The sequence below is a fragment of the Niastella sp. OAS944 genome (assembly GCA_024809215.1).
GTDB lineage: Bacteria > Bacteroidota > Bacteroidia > Chitinophagales > Chitinophagaceae > Niastella.
Map to the genome: position 1 here is coordinate 91011 of JANUBW010000007.1, position 21049 is coordinate 112059.

A 21049-nucleotide genomic window follows, 5' to 3' on the forward strand; every position below is an offset into this window, starting at 1 on the left:
TTGCACTGGAACAAGGGGGCTTGCTGTGTTATGGGATTAAAAAATATTCTTAATTCATTGAAATTAAAAGTTGGTTAGCGACTTTTATTGGCGGCAAATAAACTTCCTTAATCCTGTTAAATTGAGTTTCTTTGCGCCACCTGTGCCCCTAAAGGGGGAAAGACACAAGATTCAAGGGCATGTAATAGATCCTTGTGAATTTGGATTTTGTGATTTTCTTATTGGGACTTGTGATTTGGGATTTGGTATTTTTTATTTGGTTTTTGTGATTTGTTATTTGAGATTTAATATACGCTATATCTTATGTGGGAAAAAATCGCCCGGTTTATTTTACGGTCTCGCTGGACACTGTTAATTATCTTATTGGCCTGTACTGTTGTAATGGGGTATCATGCCTTCAAAGTACAGATGAGCTATGAGTTTACCAGAGCAATTCCAACCGATAACCCCAAGTACCAGGATTACCAGGCCTTCCGCCGCCAGTTTGGTGAAGACGGCAACCTGATGGCCATTGGTATTTCGACCGATAAATTTTTTCAGGCGCCCATTTTTAATGATTATGCCGCATTGGCAAAAGATATTAAGAATGTTACTGCAGTAGAAGATGTATTGAGTGTGCCCGCCGCCACCAACCTGGTAAAGGATACAACAAATGAAAAATTAAATGCTGTTCCTGTTTTTGTAAGCCGGCCGCTTGCACAGTCCGAGCTCGACAGCATGGCTAATATATTCTTAAGCCTGCCTTTTTACCAGGGGCTTATGTTCGATCCTGCCTCCCATTCATACTTAATGGGCATACGTATCAATAAAGACGTATTGAACTCTAAAAAAAGAAATGAAGTAGTAGCGAAAATAGTTGGCCTGGCCGATGAGTTTGGCAAAAAGCATAACCTCGAAATGCATTACAGCGGGTTGCCGTTAATACGCACTAACCTGGCCACCAAAGTAGCGGCTGAAATGCAATGGTTCTTGTTGGGTTCTATCATTCTTTCTGCTATCATATTATTGATCTTCTTTCGCAGTATAAGTGCTACAGCCATTTCTCTGGCGGTGGTTATTATAGGTGTGATCTGGTGTATGGGAACCATTGAGTGGCTGGGGTATAAGATCACCCTGCTTACCGGGGTAATTCCTCCATTGATTGTAGTAATAGGTATTCCCAATTGTATTTACTTCCTCAACAAATATCATACAGCGTATAACGATATAAATGGCCAGGTTTTCACCAATGAAAGCAGAAAGCGGGTGGCCTTAACAGCCATGATAAGCCGCATGGGTATTGTGACCTTGTTCTGTAACATTGCCGCCGCCATTGGTTTTGCCGTGTTTGGGTTAACCAAAAGCGAAATATTAAAAGAGTTTGGTGTTGTGGCCGGTATAAATATTATGGCCCTGTTCTTTATCTCCATTTTGTTAATACCTCCTGTGCTGAGCTTTTTGCCTGATCCTAAGAAAAGGCATACCCGTTACCTGGAGAACAAATGGTTGCTGGCGATACTCGATAATCTTGAACGCTGGTCATCACATCACAAAAAACTGATTTACGGTGTAACTATTATAATACTAATAGCATCTGTAGCGGGTATGTTTAAGTTGAAGTCGGTAGGTTTTATTGTAGATGACCTTCCAAAAACCGATAAAATATACAAAGACCTTAAATACTTCGAGCAGCACTTCAAAGGAGTAATGCCGTTGGAAATAGTGATCGATACAAAACAGAAACAAGGCTTGCGGCGAAACCCTGTACAAACATTTGCCCGTATTGATTCATTATCACAGTTTATTACTGCACAGCCTGAAATGGCAAGGCCCCTTTCGATCGTTGAAGGGTTGAAGTTCGCCCGCCAGGCCTATTATAATGGTGATAGCAGCGCTTATAGGGTGCCCAATGAAGGTGATCTGCTCTTTTTGTCGCAATACCTTAGTAGTAAAGGATCGGCAGACAGCAGCGGTAAGGCGAACAACTTTACCCGCGTTGTGAGTTCCTTTATGGATAGTAACCGCAGGCAGGCACGTATAAGCGTTAGCATGGCCGATGTAGGCAGTAAACGTTTACCAGAACTCATAAGCAATATTGAACACCGCAGCAGCCAGCTATTCGACACGGCTAAATACCATGTTACATTTACTGGCACCAGTATAACATTCCTCGAAGGAAGTGCATTTATTATAAATGGTTTGAAGGAAAGCATCATGTGGGCGTTCCTGTTAATTGCCCTTTGTATGCTGTACCTGTTCAGATCATTTAAAATATTGATATGTTCGCTGATCCCAAATATTATTCCGTTGATCATTACGGCGGGGGTTATGGGCTGGACGGGCGTAGCCATAAAACCATCGACTGTACTGGTATTTTCTGTGGCGTTGGGTATTGCAATTGATATAACAATAAGATTCCTAGTAAATTACAGGCAAGAACTTTCGCTGAAGAGTAAAAAAACTACACATGAGCTGATCATTGATACCATTCACAAAACAGGTATTAGTATCATCTATACTTCACTGGTACTCATTGCAGGTTTTGTGATCTTCTGCTTCAGCAGTTTTGGCGGAACACAGGCTATTGGTTGGCTTACATCGCTTACTCTCGTGCTGGCAACGCTTACCAATCTGATATTTTTACCGGCATTATTATTAACGCTGATTAAAAAATAAGTGTTTTTTTGAAAATTTTTAACTGTGAATATCCTTTTTAGTTAAATTTAGTGCTGATACTAACTTCTAAAAAGAATTTTACACATGAGAAAATTGCTATTACTGCTACTTGCAGTGGGCATATGCGTGTCCCATCTGTATGCACAAACACGTTCCATCGTAGGCAAAGTAACCACTGCCGATGGTTCACCACTTCCAAATGCTTCCATAATTATTAAAGGTACCAGTTACGGTACCACTACCAAAGCCGATGGAACTTATTCCATGAGTGTTCCTCAAGGGTCAAAAGTTCTAACAATCTCTGCAATAGGCATGGGCGAGATAGAGATCAATATTGGTAACAAAGGGGTAATTAATGTAACTCTTGAGTCTACCGATAAAAATCTGGCCGAAGTTGTAGTAGTTGGTTATGGTACACAAAAGCGTAAAGAAGTTACAGGTAATATCTCTACTGTAAAGGGAGCAGATGTTTCTCAAAAGCCTGTACAAAGTTTTGAGTCGGCACTGGCTGGTAAAGCAGCGGGCGTTCAAATTACGGTACCCAACGGTGTTGTAAATAACCCGCCGGTTTTCCGCATCAGGGGAACCAACTCTATTTCGCTGAGCTCTTATCCTTTAATTGTAATTGATGGTATCCCTGCTTATACGGGTGATCAGGGTGCTACCAGCGCTCCTGCAAACCCGCTGGCAAGCATTAACCCAAGCGATATTGAAAGCATCGACATTGCGAAGGATGCAGCAGCTGCAGCCATTTATGGTAGCCGCGCTTCAAACGGTGTAGTATTCATTACCACCAAAAAAGGTAAATCGGGCCGTGCAAAAGTTAATTATGATGTATGGGCAGGTTTTTCAAAAGCTACCAGGTTACCTGAGGTTTTAAATGCAGAACAATACGTTGATTTCAAAAATATGTCGCTCGAAAACCTGAGAGCACTTAGTCCTGCTACTACAGGAAAGTTCATCGTTCCCAAAAGGCCCAAATTTCCAGGTAGTCTCGATAGCGAATTTATCAATACCAATTGGTACGATGAAGTGTATCGCCAGGGGTTTTCACATAGTAATAGCATAAACATCTCTGGTGGTAATGAGGGTACTACTTATTATCTTTCTGCCGGTTATACCAGCCAACAGGGTATTCTTAAAAAGAACGATTTTACGCGGGCCAATATGTTGGCTAATGTTGATAGCAGGGTTACCAAATGGTTAAGTGTGGGTGGTAAGGTATCATATTCAAATGAAAAGAACAGGATCGCCGGAACTTCCGGTTCATTACCTGGTGAAGCATTTAACTCGTCTGGTGCTGCACGTTTGGCTTTAGGGCTTCCGCCCAATATTTCCCCATATAATCTTAATCTTGATGGCAATTATAATCTTGCATCTGGCACTGCCATTGGCGGCCAGGGTAGCCTTGTAAACGGTTCCAACCCATATACTTTCAACAATGTTACCTTTTTGTTAGACAAGAACCGTTCTAACAACGAAGCCAATCACCTGCAGTCGAACGTATATGTACAGGTGAAGCCGCTTAGCTGGATAACATTAAGAACTGTATATGGTGTTGATAATTTACTGGTTGATAATGATGTTTATCTTAACCCATATCATGGTGATGGTACTTCTGCAGGTAGTGGCCCGGGTGGTGGCGCTACCGGTTCTTATTCGAAACAAAAGACCTGGTTGTGGACCAACACCGCTCAATTTGACTATACACTTGCCGATTTACATAACTTTAGCCTGTTGGTGGGTAATGAGCAGCAACGGCGTACAAACGAAGGCGTTGGTATAAATCGTAGAACATTGTCTGATTCAGCTTATACTGTTATTCAGGCCGGGTTTACTACCAATAATACTTCAGGCATGGCCCTCTCTGAGAATTACCTGCTCTCAAGCTTTGGCCGTTTAAATTATAACTTTAATAAGAAATATTTTATCAGCGCCAACCTGCGTCAGGATGAATATTCAGCCTTGGGTGAGAAAAAAGGTACCTTCTATGGATTTTCTGGCGGTTGGGAAATTGCCAACGAATCATTCTGGAATTCGATCGGTGCTGACCAGGTATTCAGCAGCTTCAGATTACGTGGCAGCTATGGTAAAGTAGGTAACATAGGTGGTATGGAGGATTTTGCTACTTATACCACTTACGCTTCTGGCCTTTATGGTGGAAACCCCACCCTGTATTATTATACAGTAGGGAACAAGAAAATAGGTTGGGAAACAAGTACAAAAACAGATGTGGGTGTAGTTTTTGGTTTGCTTAATGATCGCATAACAACTGAAATTACTTACTATAAAAACAACATCGATAACCTGTTGTTAAGAGTTCCCAGTGCTCCTTCTGTAGGTATGCCTAACCCAACCGACGGTAACAGGAACAGCGTATTGCTTAACGTAGGTAAAATGTATAACCAGGGTATTGAGTTTATGACCGATGCCCGGGTGATAGAGAATGGAGATTTTAGCTGGAACACTACTTTCAATCTTTCTTACAACAAAAATATGGTAACAGCACTGGCCGACGGTTTAACTGAAGTGCAAACCGTTACCAGTGGTCTTGAAACCGTTAACAGAACAGTGGTGGGCAAAAGCGTTGGTTATTTATGGGTAGTTCCTACTGCCGGAGTTGACCCAGCCAGTGGAAGAAGGATCTTTATAAATTCTGCCGGACAGCAGATCCTTTTCCAACATGTAGCACCTACTGGTCAAACCCAATTCATGACTGCCGATGGTAAGCCCTACGTGAAAGATGGTTTTGAGGGAAAGATCAACCAGGCAGATGATGGCGTATCGTATAAAAATGTTGTACCCAAATTTGTTGGTGGCTGGACTAACAATGTTAGTTATAAGAACTTCGACCTGAATGTGCTGTTTACTTACCAGTTGGGTTATTATATTTATTATGGTACAAATGCAGGTTTACACGACATGCGTTTCTGGAATAACTCGACAGATGTATTAACTGACACCTGGCAAAAACCTGGCGATAATTCTAAATATGCCAAACCAGTATATGGCGATAATACCTCCAATGGATCGGCCATGCCTATGGATATTAATGTATTCAAAGGTGATTTTGTGAAACTGAGAACTGTGCAGTTAGGTTATAGCCTGCCTAAGAGTTTGCTGAACAAGATCCAGCTTAGCCGTGCCAGATTTTATGTAGCTGGTCAGAACCTCGCTATTATCACTAAGTATCCCGGACCTGATCCCGAAGTATCATCAAACGGTAACACCGGTTCTTCTTTTGGTGTAGACAGAAATACGCTTGGAAATGGCCGCACCATTACTGTAGGACTAAATGTTGGCTTCTAACCTGATTACTCAACCTAAAAAAGAGAAAAACAATGAAACTTAAGTTAATATATACATTTAGCATAGTGGGCATGTTAACGGCTTTGTCTGCCTGCCATCGTGATTACCTGGATCCTGCCCCTCAAAGCCAGCTATTCGATGCCAACGCATTTTCATCTGCAGCGAGAATTGCCAACCAGATGCCAGGCTTATATGCTACCTTAAAAAATGGCGGTTTTTATGGCGGGCGTTTTATTGTATATGGTGATATTCGTGGTGAGGATTTTATAGCACAAGACCCCAACCTGGTAACTAACTATGACGTTTGGATGCTAAGCCCTACCAACTCAGCCACAGCCGTTAAAGGATTGTGGTTACAGGCCTACCAGGTGATCAATGCCTGTAATATGTTTATTGATGGTATGGATAGTGTTGGATTTAAAGTTGTTGATTCAACTACAGGAAACCGTTACATAGGCGAAGCTAAGCTTCTGAGAGCAATCTCTTATTATAGCTTATTGCAGTTTTATGCCCGCCCCTATGCTGATGGCAATGGCTCTAAGCTGGGCGTGCCTTTAAGGTTAAAGGGCATAAAAGTCACGGGTTCATCAGATATGGCAAGAAGTACGGTAGCGCAGGTATATACGCAGATCTTATCTGATCTGGATTTTGCTGAAGCCAATCTGCCACTTAATTATCATGCCACCGCTTCCAACGCAGCAAACGTTACCCGGGCACATCGCAATACCGCTATCGCTTTTAAGACAAGAGTTTATTTAAGCATGCAGAAATATGATAAGGTTATTGAAGAGGCAAACAAAATAGTACCCACCAGTGGAACATTTACTGCGAAAAGCGGAGTTGCAAACACGCTAAATACCAGTTATACTGGCCTGTTTACAGCGCCTTATACTACCGCGGAGTCTATTTTATCAATGCCCTTTACCACTAACGCAGCTGATGCGCCGGGTACACAAAACGATTTGCGTAGCTATTTTTATGCGAATGCAAATGGTGTAGGGTCTATATATTCTTTGAATTCTTCAGCTATCCTGTCAGATCCGCTTTGGCTGAAAACCGATGCCAGAAGGACTTTGGTGGACACCTCGAAAGCCACTTCAAATTTGGGTAAGATCTATTTAAAAAAATACCCTACCTCCACGCCTTCCGATTATAATATTGTGATACGCTGGGCGGAAGTATTGTTGAATTTAGCTGAAGCAAGAGTGCGTAGTACCGAAACAGTAGATCAACAGGCAATAGACCTGTTAAACGCCGTACACCGCAGATCAGATGCCCTTACTACGTTTACAGCAGCCAATTTTCCTGCGTATACAAACCTCGCCAATACCATACTCACTGAGCGTCGTATCGAATTCCTCGGCGAAGGATTACGCAATAATGACCTTATGAGGTTATTACAAACCATTCCGGCTAAAGGGGTAGCTCCGGCGAAGGCTCCTAATGAAGATGGTTACATCTGGCCCGCTTCATCGGATGAAAAAGCATTGAATAAGTTGTGGCAAGACCAATAAAGATATTCCTGCGAAGACTACAAGAACAGATCCTGGACTGATGACCTGGACCTAAAACGGGGTCCACGATAGTAATGATCACGAGTCCTCCCGACACACCGGGAGGACTTTTTTATTTTACGGCAAACACCAAAATGGAGCAATACAAAGGTGAAGCATATGCGGTGTGTTATTGCTTCTGATGAAAACGAAGCCCGTAATATTTCGCATGGTATTACTTATTCCACAAACTGAGATAAATGCCAGTCCCCCAATCAGGGAGCAGCAAAATGATGGCTATCAATAAAGTATGTTGATATATTATATGCAAAGTCTGGCCGCCTGGCTGGACTTTTGCATATATGGCTGTTTCTAATCTTATCTTGGTTTTCCTGATTTCTAGGGATTTATCGGCTTAATGCAGCATTCTACCGACTTTAATGGCCTATCATATTATCACTTTTTCCTATCATGTAAACCTACTCCGCACTAATCCGCGCTCCCGTAATCCGCATTATTGAATGTTTTCATTGTTGTCTGAACCAAAAAATGTAAGAGATGAGAAAAATTCTAATGCTACTAGGGAGCATACTGTTCTTCTATGGACAGCTGCTTGCTCAAAGCCGAACCATTACCGGAAAAGTTACCGACGAAAATGGAAATCCCATTCCAAACGCGTCAGTTACAGTTAAAGGCACTTCATTTGGAACTACATCAAAAGATGATGGTACTTTTTCTCTCACAATTCCAGCCGGCTCAAAAACCCTTAGTTTTTCTGCTGTAGGCATGGCTGAACAGGACATACCGATCGGAGATAAAAATTCGATCAGCGCTGCATTATCAACCCGCCTTAATACCCTAACCGAAGTAGTGGTTACATCGTTGGGTATTGCCCGTGACAAACGGTCACTGGGATATGCCACGCAAAACCTGAAAGCCGATCAGTTCAATGATCGTGGACAGGTGAATGTGGTAAATGCCCTACAAGGCAAAGTAGCGGGCGTGAACATCACAAATGCCAGTGGTGGCGCTGGTTCCTCAGTAAATATCAATATTCGTGGTATTACTTCTTTTCAGGGTAGTAACCAGCCTTTGTTTATCATTGATGGCATCCCTATTAGCAATGATGTTGACAGAACCAATGGCGGACCTACCGGTTCGCTGGGCGACAACCAACCGCCTAACCGGGCGCTTGACCTGGATATGAACAATATTGAATCAATTAACATTTTGAAGGGGCCTGCGGCTTCTGTTTTATACGGTTCAAGAGCTGCAGCCGGCGCCATTATCATTACCACTAAAAAAGGCAGTGGGCAAAAAGGGCGTGCTGAGATCATTGCTTCTTCAAATATAAGTTTTCAACGAGCCACCGGTTTGCCCGAAGTGCAAAACGAATATGGGCAGGGCTCGCTAGGTATTTATAACCCCAATAGTTCAAATTCCTGGGGACCAAAATTCGGTTCTACCCCAACTGTTGCCAATGGACTGCTGGTGGGTGGGCAACCGGTTGATTACAACCCACACCCCGATAATATAAAAGACTTCTTTGAAACAGGTTTGATCTCCGATAACAACATTTCAATAAATGGTGGTGATGCCAAACAGAACTTTACATTTTCTGCCGGTTATCTTTACCAGGAAGGTATTTTACCAAATACAGGAGTAAAAAGGGCCTCTGTTAAATTTGGCGGCAATACCGTTTTGCGTGAGAAGATCAAATTGGGAGGTTCCGTTACATTTACCAATACAATACAAGATGGTATCCTGGGCGGAAACGGCCAAAGCGCATTAGCGGCGATACATGGCCTTGCGCGTAGTATTGACCTGCAGGCATACAAGCGTAATAAAACGTGGAAGAATCCCGATGGTAGCAATAACTATGCAGTGATAGGGCAGGAGAACCCCTACTTTGGCGCTTACGAAAATCCCCTGAAAAGTAATTTGTATCGTGTAATAGGTATTACCAACTTAGGCTACGATTTCACTTCGTGGTTAAATGTAAATTACCGGTTGGGAGTAGACGCATATACTGACCGGCGTAAACAGATCTTTGCGTTGGGATCGGGCCGGGTACCAAATGGGCTGGTGATGGAAAGTCCTATCATTCGCACCGAAGTAAATGGCGACCTCATCATCACGGCTAAAAAGAACAACATTGTAAAGGGATTGAATGTAACCGGGTTATTAGGTAACAACATAAACCAGAGAAGGATTCAAACGGTGGAACTACAGGGCGACGGCCTTTCCATCCCTTTCTTCTATAATGTAAATAACGCTTCTACACTAAATAACGGATCGGCTGAAGAAACAATTTTACAGCGGATAGTTGGTTATTATGCGCAGGCATCGTTCGATTATAAAAGTTTTTTGTTTCTTGAACTAACCGGCCGGGCCGATCAGTCTTCGACCCTGCCCAAAAATAAGAACACCTATTTCTATCCATCGGTAAGTGCTGGCCTGGTGTTTACTGATGCATTTGAAATTCAGAGTGATGTAATTAACTATGGTAAAATACGAGCCAGTTATGCTAAAGTAGGTAGAGATGCGCCACCTTACCGTACGGTACAATTTTATGAAAAGCCAGAATTTGGTAACAATGTGGCTGGCTTTAATTTTCCTTTTGGTGCAACAACAGGCTTTGCGCTCACTTCCCGTTTACCGCCCACCTCTTTATCGCCCGAGTTTACTTCTTCAATTGAAGTAGGGTTGAATGCCGCGTTGTTCAAGAACCGGGTTACCATTGATGTAGCTTACTTTGACCAGATAAGTAAAAGCCAGATTGTGGATGTAGGGGTGGCCCCTTCAACCGGTTTTGCTGAGGTGACCGCAAACGTTGGTAAAATGACCAACAAGGGTATTGAAGCCCTGGTTACAATAATGCCTATTAGCGAACGCAATTTGCGTTGGGAAGTTTCGGGTAATTTTACCAGGATCAGGAACAAAGTAAATTATATTTTCCCAGGTGTAACCAGCTTCTCAATACCCGGTGATGCATTTACCGGTTCCATTCCTACTATAAAGGAAGGCGAGCCATATGGTGTTATCGTTGGCGGATTGATAACAAGAAGCCCCGAAGGCGAACGTATTATCAACCCGGTTACAGGAACATACCTGTCGACCCTGGCCAACCAGATACTGGCCGATCCTAACCCCGATTACCAGTTAGGGTTTACCAATAACTTAAGAGTTAAGAGTTTCAGTGTGTCGTTCACATTTGATTTCATCAAAGGCGGACAAATATTATCGTTTACGGCTGCCACTTATAAATCACGTGGCGCCTTAAAGGAAACTGCTGTTGATCGCGATCAGCCGCATATATTACCAGGTGTTGTACAGGATGCAACCGGTAAGTTTATTCCAAACAACATACAAATACCTGCACAAACATACTGGCAGGCGCTTGGCGGTTTACAAAGCGAGTTCAATGTATATGACGCCACTACGTTCAGGATGCGCGATATTTCAATAGCGTATGATCTCCCGGGTACATTGATACAAAAATTAAAACTCAACAGCGTTAAGTTAACGTTGTTTGCCAACAATGTATTCTACGTTGCACCCAATGCATTTTTTGATCCGCAGGTTAATACGCAGGGCGCAGGTAATATTCGTGGGTTCGATTTTCAGAGTGTACCCAATGCCAGAACAATTGGCGCCGGCTTGAAAGTTTCCTTATAATTTAAAAAATTTCGGATATGAGAAAACTAATATTGTTTTTGATCATACTGGCTTTGTTTGCATCCTGTAAAAAATACCTCGATGTAAATACTAGTCCCAACAACCCTACCAGTGTGCCGCCAGGTGTGTTGTTGCCAACTACTACCATAGCAATAGCTTTTGCTAACACAAATGATCTTGACAGGGTTACTTCTTTACTTGTACAACATATTGCAGGTATTGCCAGCCAGGCTGCAGATTATGATGTATATAAGCTCGAAGGATATTTTGATAACGCATGGAATTTTGAGCTTTATAATGGGGCTATCAATAACCTCTTGAAGATCATTGACGAGCATGGCGCCACTAGCCCTGCTTATGCAGGAGTTGCGAAACTTCAATTGGCGTATGCCTTTTCTATGTTAACCGATCTGTGGGGCGATGTGCCCTATTCAAAAGCCGGCAGAGGGTTAAAGTTTGGATCATCACCCCGTTTTGATAAGCAACAGGATATTTACCAGGGCAATGCGGCCGATAGCATTCAAAGTTTATTCGATCTGGTAAAAGAGGGAATTGCCGACCTGGATAAACCCAGTTTATTAAAACCGGGAAAAGATGATATTGTATACGGCCCTGATACAACAACAAATCTTGCAAAATGGAAACGCATGGGCAACACGCTGTTATTGAAATTTGCTATGCAGATCTCTAACGTAAATCCAACGCTGGCAAAATCAACCATCGATGCGGTTATCGCGGGTAATAATTATATTAATTCAAACGCAGTTGATTTTGATGTGCCATTTGGCAGCAGCGTAGGTAATCAAAACCCATTATATACTTTTAATAATTTAAACCGCCAAACCGACCAGATGCTTAGTCAGCGTTTGCTGAACCTGATGCGAAGCCTGAATGATACTGTACGGTTGGGCAAGTACTTTACCAAACCAACAGGTAACTTTGTTGCATTTGATAATGGTGCCACAGTTACTGCACCCACATTGGCCAGCAGAAGTAAATACAACACTTTTGTTACGGGGACAACCGGAGAAGCGCCGGCCAGGCTACTCACTTTTGCCCAGGTGAATTTTATTCTTGCCGAATCTGCACTGATACTGGGTACGGCCGGTGATGCCGATACTTATTACCAGGCTGGTATAAAGGCCAACATGCAAAAGACAGGCATGACAACTGCTGAAATTGACAATTACTTTGCCACCAACCCAAGTGTGGTAACACTTGCAGGCACTACAGAACAAAAACGCAACCAGATCATCACTCAAAAATACATAGCCTGGATAGGGAATGGAATTGAAGCATATAATGACTATCGCAGAACGGGGTACCCGGTATTGGCACTTGCCAATAATGCAGCAGGGCATAACCCAAATGTGATACCTACAAGGTTAACATACCCGCTTAATGAATTGTCAAGGAATCCGAATACGCCTAACCCGGTTACACGTACAGATGTAAAGCTATGGTGGGCTAAATAGGAGATGCAACCTTGTGGTTCTTTAATTATTAAATATTACCAGTATGAATGTAAGAATATATAAAACTGCGTTTTTAATATTCGGCGCAATAATCATCAATAGCTGCACCAAGCAGGATATTGATCCGTTAATGGATAACAGGCCCACAGTGCCTGTTTCTATTACAAACGCTACAGAGTTCAGACCCGATCCCACAGTGACTACCTCACTGGCTGCGGGCGGGAATATTGTAGTTGAATTGTCAATACCGGCATCAAGCGGAAGAACGATAAAGGAAATAACAAGAGTAGCCGCCAGTACTTCATACACGAAGATACTGTCGGGCGGTTCAACAGGCTATTACGAGAATGCACCTATTGCTGTGAATGGCACTTCGTATACTTATAAGACAACGATAGCCGATTATTTTGTAAAGTTCCCCACTGCAGCGGCGGCCAAGGTGAATACAGAGTTAGGGTTACGACTTTACTTTCTGGTAACGCTTGATGATAATTCGCAAGTGGTGACCATGCCTGTACGTATTTTGGTTCTGACATAGGCTCTGCCCTCAAAGCGTATGAGCTACCCTGGTCCCGCCAATGGCGGGACTTTTTTTATACGTCCTATTGAGTGTTGAAGGATACTTATCTTGTTTTTTATATTCTGTTTCCTCTTGTTATTATATGTTAATGGAAATTAATTACTATGTAACTTCTTATCTTTGGCGCCCCTACCGTTAACCTAAAAGGACGTGCGAATGCGTATTTCTGCCGCATTGCATTTGATCAATAAATTGAATGAAAGATCATTTGGCAATACCAGGATGATACCTGAAAACCGTTACTAATAAACCGTACCTCATTTTTTTAAATTTACATGTGCTGATATTTTTTATCAGTTCATGAAAAGATCATGTAATTATATGAGTAAGGTTTGCAGCACTCTTATGATTTAATTGTTCTACTTTGTTTTACTGATAGCAAACTGTTATACACTGTTAATAACCTTGTAAATACTAACTCCGATGAGAAAGTTTTTAATGTCCCTATGGTGCAGCTTGTTGCTTCTTTCGGGAGAAGTGATGGCTCAAACCAGAACCCTAACCGGGAAGATCACAGACTCCAAAGGCAATCCGGTTTCTAATGTTTCTGTTATTGTTAAAGGTACAAGAGTAGGTACAGTTACTGATACCGACGGCGGGTATTCATTAAATGTACCGGTTAGTGCAAAAACACTGGTCATTTCTTCTGTTAATATGGAAACAGTAGAATTAAAGATCGGGCAGGCAGGTGATTATAACCTCACCTTAAAACCTGTTGAAACGAATATGGAAGAAGTTGTAGTGGTAGGGTATAACACTATAGCCAAACGTTCGCTAACCGGGTCGGTAAGTAAAGTGAAAGGGGAAGAACTTGCGAATAAACCTGTTTATAGTTTTGATCAGGCACTTACCGGTAAGGCGGCCGGCGTGCTGGTTAATACATCATCGGGGCTTGTAGGTGATGATGTTATCATTCGCATAAGAGGCGCTGCCTCTATTTCTTCGGGCAGTACCCCGTTGATCGTAATGGATGGAGTACCCCTGAACCAGGGTTATAGCAATATAATAAATGACAAAATAAATCCCCTGGCCGAACTAAACCCCAATGATATTGAAAACATTGAAGTACTCAAAGACGCTTCTGCCACAGCTATATACGGTTCACGCGGTTCAGCAGGTGTACTGCTTATTACTACCAAAAAAGGCAAAGCAGGCCATAATGCCCTCACCTACGATGCTTATGCAGGTTTTAATGAAGAAGCAAATAGAATGAAAGTATTGAATGCTGAAGATTATAATAAGACAATTAATACCCTGAAATGGAATGCGGGGCAGCTTCGGACAGACACTTCAGCTAAATACAATGATCTTGATAATGATGGCAAGATCGATATTGTGAATACCGACTGGCAGAATGAATTATTTCACAAAGGCCTGGTACAAAACCACAACCTGGCTGTTAGCGGCGGAAACCAGTCAACCACGTATTTCGCTTCCTTTAATTATAACGATAACCAGAGTTATATAGAAACAATTTATCAGAAAAGAGGATCGGCTCGTTTAAATCTGACCACTAAATTAAATGATTGGTTACAGGTTGGAGTGAATACACAGTACTCACGTACTCTTAGTAATAACCTGGGGTCGGGGACCGGGACCTTTTTTGCAGGTATTCCTTTTGGTTTGCTCACCGCTTTCCCAAATATTCCTGTGTATGGCCCTGATGGAAAATATTATACGGGCGTAGGCGGTAATTCCGGCATCGTTGGTTACAGTATCCCTAACATTGAAGCCACTACCCATTTGAATTACCAGAAAAGAGATGCCCGGCGTTTTATTGGTAGTGCATTTGGTGAAGTACAATTTATAAAAGGGCTTAAGTTCAAAAGCCAGGTGAATGTTGATTATTCAACCGGCACCATTGATAACTTCTGGAATAGAGACATAGGCGATGGGGTAACCACCAAAGGGTTGCGGCAAACTGCGGAAAACGAAAGAAACATCTGGAGCTGGTTCAATACATTGAATTATGTAAAGCAAATTGGCGCCGATCATGAATTAAATCTGCTGGCTGGTTCAGAATATACCCGTCGTACCAGTTCATATATGTATACTTATGGGCAGGGTTTAAATGATCCTGACCTGATATTAATAAATGCCAGCAATTACGCTATAACTGGAAGTGATAACGGTATTGACGGTATCGATGATGGCCTGGCGTCTTATTTCGGTACTGTAAATTATGGGTTCAGAAAAAAATACCTTGCTACATTTAATTTCAGGACCGATGCGGATAGCCGTTTTGGTAATAAGAACCGCTGGGGGTATTTTCCTTCAGGGTCAATTGCCTGGCAAATTGCACAGGAAGATTTTATGCGTCCCTATACTTTTGTAAATGAACTAAAGCTTAGGAGCAGTTATGGAGTTACGGGTAACTCAGATATTGGTTATTTCCCTGCAACCAGCACTTTTGCACCCGGTTCGTATGCCGACATTCCTGTGCTTACCGTAAATAACTTCGGTAATAAAGACCTGCGTTGGGAAAGGCATTTGCAATTTGATATTGGTATCGATGCGGTGTTGTGGAATAGAGTAAACTTTAGCCTTGATTATTATAACCGTAAAACAATAGACCTCATCCTGAATAACCAGGTATTGGCTACTGTAGGCGCCCCCAATAATATTATTACAGAAAATGTAGGCAAGCTTCGCAGCCGTGGTGTTGAATTAACGGTTGGTGCACAGGTGGTGCGTAAAAAGAATTTTACCTGGACGGTTAATTTTAATGGGGCCTGGAATAATACAAAGGTACTGGCAACAAATTTCCTGGGCGATGATCTTTATGATAGTAAGGATGTGAATTCTCAATATTCAATCGCCAGACCAGGACAACCACTGGGGCTTTTTTATCTTATTCGCTGGGCTGGTGTAAACCCTGCCAATGGACTGGCAACCTTCCTGGATGTAAATGGAAATCAAAAACAGGTTGAACGTGTTGGCAATGGTTATGTTTGGACCAATGTTAGTGATGGTTCAGTTACTACTGCAATAGCAGCTACCGACCGTGTTGCACAGGACAAATCACCTTACCCTAAATACTATGGTGGTTTTATGCAAACATTTAATTATAGCTCTTTCGATGCCAGCATCGATCTGCAATATGCATTTGGTTTCTATATATACAATCAAACCAAAGCCATGTTGATGGATAACGGCAGATCGCGTAACAAATCGGAAGACATACTGGATGCCTGGACGAAAGCTGGTGATAATACTGATGTGCCCCGTTTATTTTGGGGTGAAAGTTACTGGTCTACTACGGGATCAACACGCTGGCTGGAGAAAGGAGATTTTGTTCGTATACGTAATGTTCAGATTGGTTATTCGTTGCCTAAAATTGCAGTAGGCAGAATAAAAGCCAGCAGACTACGCCTTTATGTACAGGCAAGTAACCTGTATACATTTACTGGTTACAGTGGTATTGATCCCGAAGCTAACAGTATTGGTAATACCAACATTGGGTTGGGTTTAGATAAACAACGACCTTACCTCACCCGTACCTTTACCGCGGGAATTAACTTCGGTTTGTAGATTGATTTTGCTATTGATCATTAAATTGAAAAAATGTTATGCGACATATATTGTATTCTTTATTGGTAATTGCCGTGGCTGGTAGTTCGTGCCACAAACAGGTGCTTGATATTGAAGCGGAGAACCTGCTTAGGAGCGACCTGGCTTTTACAACACCTGAAAAAATAGAAGCAGCAACGTTAGCGGCTTATGATGGATTGCAGAAAGATTTTTTAGCTGGTCCGGCGCTGATATATGTCGACATCATGGGAAATGATGTTTTTGATAGGGGCGGTGCTTTTGGTGAGATGTCGCGTTTTAATATGCTTGCCAATTATGTACTTCCGGCGACTGTGTGGTCGGCAGGGTTTGATGCTATAGGACGTGCAAACAGGGCTTTTGCCGGCATAACGGCCAATAGCAGTAAACTTACTGCAGCTAAAGCAAGCGCCTTGCTTGCAGAATGTAAGTTTGTTCGGGCAGTAGCTAATTTTTATCTCGTAAACTTTTTTGGGCAACCGTATAACTTTACGGCCGATGCTTCGCACCCCGGTATTCCTTTAATTACCGAAGATTATACCTATAACGATCCCACTGCCAATAAGCCAAGGTCAACCGTAGGTGAGGTGTATGCTGCAATCATAAAAGATCTTACAGAGGCGCTGACCGACCTTCCATTAACGTATACGGGTTACACTAACAATGTTTACCATACTAAAACCCGCGGCACTAAAGCGGCTGCAGCTGCTTTTTTATCAAGAGTATATTTGTACAAAGGCGACTATGCCAATGCTAAAAAATATGCAAAGGATGTAATTGATAAAACGTATGGGACCTTTGCCCTGAATGCTACTGTTGGTGGCGCCTTTAATAAAGGTAATTATACCACTGCCGAAACCATCTGGTCAATACCTAATAACGCTACTGATAATCCCAATACAAATGCAGCCCTGCCCATGCGTTATTCTCCTTCAGATGTAAGAGGTGATGTTGTTTTGTCGCCCACTTTTTTAAGCCTTGCTACCAATCCTAAATTTGCGGCCGATGACAAAAGAAGAGGAATGATCATTAATGGCAATACGGCTGCCTCTGCCCCTTTCAAATTTACCACTAAATATACCGATGTGGCTACCCGGGCCGACTGGGCGCCCATTATCCGTTATGCCGAGGTGCTGCTTACTTATGCCGAGGCGCAGGCCAGAACCGGAACCGGTGTAGATGCCGATGCTTTGGCCAGATTAAACGAGGTAAGAGATCGCGCCAAGGTGAGTATGCCATCATATACAGCGGCCGATTTTAGCAACGATAAAGACAAACTTATTGAGGCAATATTAGAGGAGCGCCGTATTGAGCTTGCTTTTGAAGGCCATCGTTTTTGGGACATGATGCGGGTTAAGGCAACTGTAACTGGTAAATACGATTATAATGGAACGAGTTTGCTGACCCCACAACCCTTTGGCGCAAATAAAAATATTTTTCCTATTCCCCAGATAGAAGTTGATAAAAGTAAAAATGTATTAGTGCAGAACCCTGGATATGAATAATAAGATATTGAAGAATAACAAAGGCCTCCCAAATGTTTCGGGAGGCCTTTGCTTTTTTTACAACTTAAAGCGCTATTCAGCTATTTTAGAAATATCTCACTCAGTTTTTTATGCAGCTCTTCACCCCGCAATGCTTCGCCAATTACTTTACCATCGGGATCGATTAAGATATTATAAGGAATTCCGTTAAACCCGAAAACCGATACAGCTTTACTATCCCAATAAGCAAGATCACTTACGTGTGTCCATTTTAACTGATCCGCCTTTATTGCCTCAAGCCAGGGCTCTTTTGCTTTATCGAGCGATACACCCAGGATGGCAAAGTTCTTATCTTTAAATTTATTGTAAGCGGCTACCACATTGGGATTTTCATCGCGGCAGGGTTTGCACCAGCTTGCCCAAAAATCAACCAGCACATATTTCCCTTTGTAAGAAGCTATGGAAATATTCTTACCATTCACATCGGGCAGGCTTAACGCAGGCGCCTGTTTGCCAACCCATAAATAATCCTGTTGCTCTCTGATTTTAGCAACCTGCTCTTTAATGGCAAGATAGCGTTTTTTCATTTCGGCCAGGTTTGAATCGCTGGCATACTTCTGCGTAAGGCTGTTCAATGCTGTTTCAAACTCAGGTGTAGGCAGTGTTTTAGCCGAACGGCCTAAAACGAAAGCGGCCACTACGGGTTGACTGGCATCGTTCATCATCCGTTTCATATACTCATTCAACTCCTTAATAGCTTCGTTCTTGCGATTGGTATAATTGATGAGTGTGCTATCGGCTGCGCCAATACGTTTAAGGCTGTCTAATTGCGCCATAGTTTGTTCGGCGCCGGCTATCTTAACCTCGTAGGTGAAAATGAAATCCTGCAGCTCGCGGCTGGCCACAGAGCCGGCTACGGTGTAGAATCTTTCATTGGCCATGTCTATATCAACGGTAATGTTCGAAACGTCGTTAACCACGGGCACCATGGGACCGTCGAGCACCACAATATTATACATGCCTGTGTGTTTGGCGGGCCCTTTTAATGTATAGGATCTTTTTTCGGCAGATACGGTTACCGAATCGAGTTGTACAGGAGGCAGGTCGCCGCCATAAGGTATTTCATAAAGGAACAGGGTAACTGTTCCGTTCTTAACAGCTTTCGGGTACAATGACGCTACCTTATCCAGGTTGGCGATATTGCCGGTTACCTCAAGCGTTCCTTTGTCTTTTGAGCCACAGGAGCTAATGGCAACCAGTAGTATCATCAGGAGCCGGTTCTGAATACTTTTCATCTATCAGGTTTTGTTTAATAGTTATTGCAATTTTTTCAATAGGATATCATTGGTTAGTTTGGGATCGGCCTTACCCTTTGACACTTTCTTCACTTCGCCTACAAATAAACCGATCAATCCTTTTTTACCTTTTTTAAATTCTGCTACTTTATCGGGCATTTTGCTTAATACTTCTTCAACCCAAGCGGCCACATTGCCTTCATCTGAATCCTGTAACAGGTTCAATTCTTTGGCAATTTGTAATGCATCTTTACCGGGTTCTTTCAACAATGCGCCGAATATTTTGGTTGAAGCAACCGAGAAGTTCACCTGGTTGCTATCGATCAATGCAATAAGCGAAGCAATACCTTCTGGTTTCACCGGTAATGCGGTGATGGGTTCGCCGGTTTCATTGAGCCATGATTTTATGGGGCCCAGCATCCAGTTGGCGGCTGCTTTATAGTTGGTCGAATGTGCTGTTATTTGTTCATAATATACAGCCAGTTCTTTTTCGTCGGTAATAACCCGCGCATCGTATTCGGGTAATTGTAATTGTTGGGTATACCGGGCTACGCGTGCTTCGGGCAATTCGGGAATAGAACTGCGAACATCCTGCAACAGATCGTCTGTTACTACAAATGGTGTAAGATCGGGATCGGCAAAATACCGGTAATCGTTGGCGTCTTCTTTGGTGCGCAGGGCGAAGGTGGTGCCATTACCTGCATCAAAGCTCCTGGTTTGTTGTATCACTTTTTCTCCGGCCTCAATAACATCTACCAGGCGTTTGGCTTCAAACTCAATAGCGCGTTTTACGTTGCGGATAGAGTTAAGGTTCTTCACTTCAACCTTGGTGCCCAGTTTGGGATCGCCTATTTTTCTAACTGAAATGTTGGCGTCGCAGCGCATGCTGCCTTCTTCCATATTACCATCGCAGATCTCGAGGTAGCGCAATAGCTTTCTCAATTCGGTAAGGTAAGCGTATGCTTCGTCGCCGCTGTGTATATCGGGTTCTGTAACGATCTCAACCAGCGGAACGCCGGCCCGGTTGTAATCGACACAGGTATTTTTATCATCTACATCGTGCAGGCTTTTGCCGGCATCTTCTTCCATATGAATGCGGTTGAGCCTGATGTCCCTGGTGCCTTCCTGGGTACGAATGGTAACAAAACCGCCCTGGCAAATGGCAGTAGTATGTTGCGAAAGCTGGTAGCCCTTGGGAAGGTCGGGGTAGAAATAGTTCTTACGGGCAAAATAATTATGCCGGGTAATGGTGCAATTACAGGCCAAACCTATTTTAACAGCATAGGTAATGGCTTTTTTGTTCAGTTTGGGCAGCGTGCCGGGGTGCGCCAAAGTAATGGGACTGATATGCGTATTGGGCTCGCCGCCAAAAGCGGCGCTATCGCCACAAAACAACTTACTGTTCGTTAATAACTGGGCATGCACTTCCAGGCCTACAACAACCTCATATGCATCGTAATTTGTCGACATATTATTTGATTGCCTATTGGTGAAAAATCAGGCAAAAATACCTTATTTCCGGCAAGGTATC

The 21049-nt window shown here is 42.8% G+C and carries 10 protein-coding genes; 8 read left to right on the forward strand and 2 right to left on the reverse strand.

What is annotated here, in order from left to right; genetic code table 11:
* Window positions 1-303 precede the first annotated feature (303 nt).
* The 8 genes from GGD38_RS24835 (at window position 304) to GGD38_RS24870 (ending at window position 18244) form a co-directional block, all read left to right on the forward strand.
* Window positions 304-2655, forward strand: coding sequence for an RND family transporter (locus GGD38_RS24835; RefSeq protein ID WP_375296902.1), 2352 nt, complete (start codon window positions 304-306; stop codon window positions 2653-2655).
* Window positions 2656-2739: 84 nt separating this feature from the next.
* Window positions 2740-5964, forward strand: coding sequence for a SusC/RagA family TonB-linked outer membrane protein (locus GGD38_RS24840; RefSeq protein ID WP_375296901.1), 3225 nt, complete (start codon window positions 2740-2742; stop codon window positions 5962-5964).
* Between the two features lie 32 nt (window positions 5965-5996).
* Entirely contained in the window at window positions 5997-7478 is a 1482-nt protein-coding gene (locus GGD38_RS24845; protein WP_375296900.1) for a RagB/SusD family nutrient uptake outer membrane protein, read from the forward strand.
* 537 nt (window positions 7479-8015) lie between these two features.
* A complete protein-coding gene (locus GGD38_RS24850; protein ID WP_375296899.1) occupies window positions 8016-11135 on the forward strand; it encodes a SusC/RagA family TonB-linked outer membrane protein in 3120 nt (1039 codons plus the stop codon).
* A 17-nt stretch (window positions 11136-11152) separates the two neighbouring features.
* On the forward strand, window positions 11153-12610 hold the full coding sequence (locus tag GGD38_RS24855) for a SusD/RagB family nutrient-binding outer membrane lipoprotein (protein ID WP_375296898.1): 1458 nt from the start codon (window positions 11153-11155) through the stop codon (window positions 12608-12610).
* Window positions 12611-12653: 43 nt separating this feature from the next.
* On the forward strand, window positions 12654-13148 hold the full coding sequence (locus tag GGD38_RS24860; RefSeq protein WP_375296897.1) for a hypothetical protein: 495 nt from the start codon (window positions 12654-12656) through the stop codon (window positions 13146-13148).
* A gap of 465 nt (window positions 13149-13613) precedes the next feature.
* Window positions 13614-16721 (forward strand): SusC/RagA family TonB-linked outer membrane protein, encoded by a 3108-nt coding sequence (locus GGD38_RS24865; RefSeq protein ID WP_375296896.1) that lies wholly within the window; start codon window positions 13614-13616, stop codon window positions 16719-16721.
* A 38-nt stretch (window positions 16722-16759) separates the two neighbouring features.
* A complete protein-coding gene (locus GGD38_RS24870; RefSeq protein ID WP_375296895.1) occupies window positions 16760-18244 on the forward strand; it encodes a RagB/SusD family nutrient uptake outer membrane protein in 1485 nt (494 codons plus the stop codon).
* Between the two features lie 80 nt (window positions 18245-18324).
* Here the strand turns inward: GGD38_RS24870 and GGD38_RS24875 are convergent, their stop codons facing one another.
* The gene (locus tag GGD38_RS24875) at window positions 18325-19518 is read right to left on the reverse strand and encodes a peroxiredoxin family protein (RefSeq protein ID WP_375296894.1); all 1194 of its coding nucleotides are present in this window, start codon (window positions 19516-19518) and stop codon (window positions 18325-18327) included.
* Window positions 19519-19539: 21 nt separating this feature from the next.
* Entirely contained in the window at window positions 19540-20988 is a 1449-nt protein-coding gene (gatB, locus tag GGD38_RS24880) for an Asp-tRNA(Asn)/Glu-tRNA(Gln) amidotransferase subunit GatB (RefSeq protein WP_375296893.1), read from the reverse strand.
* Window positions 20989-21049 lie beyond the last annotated feature (61 nt).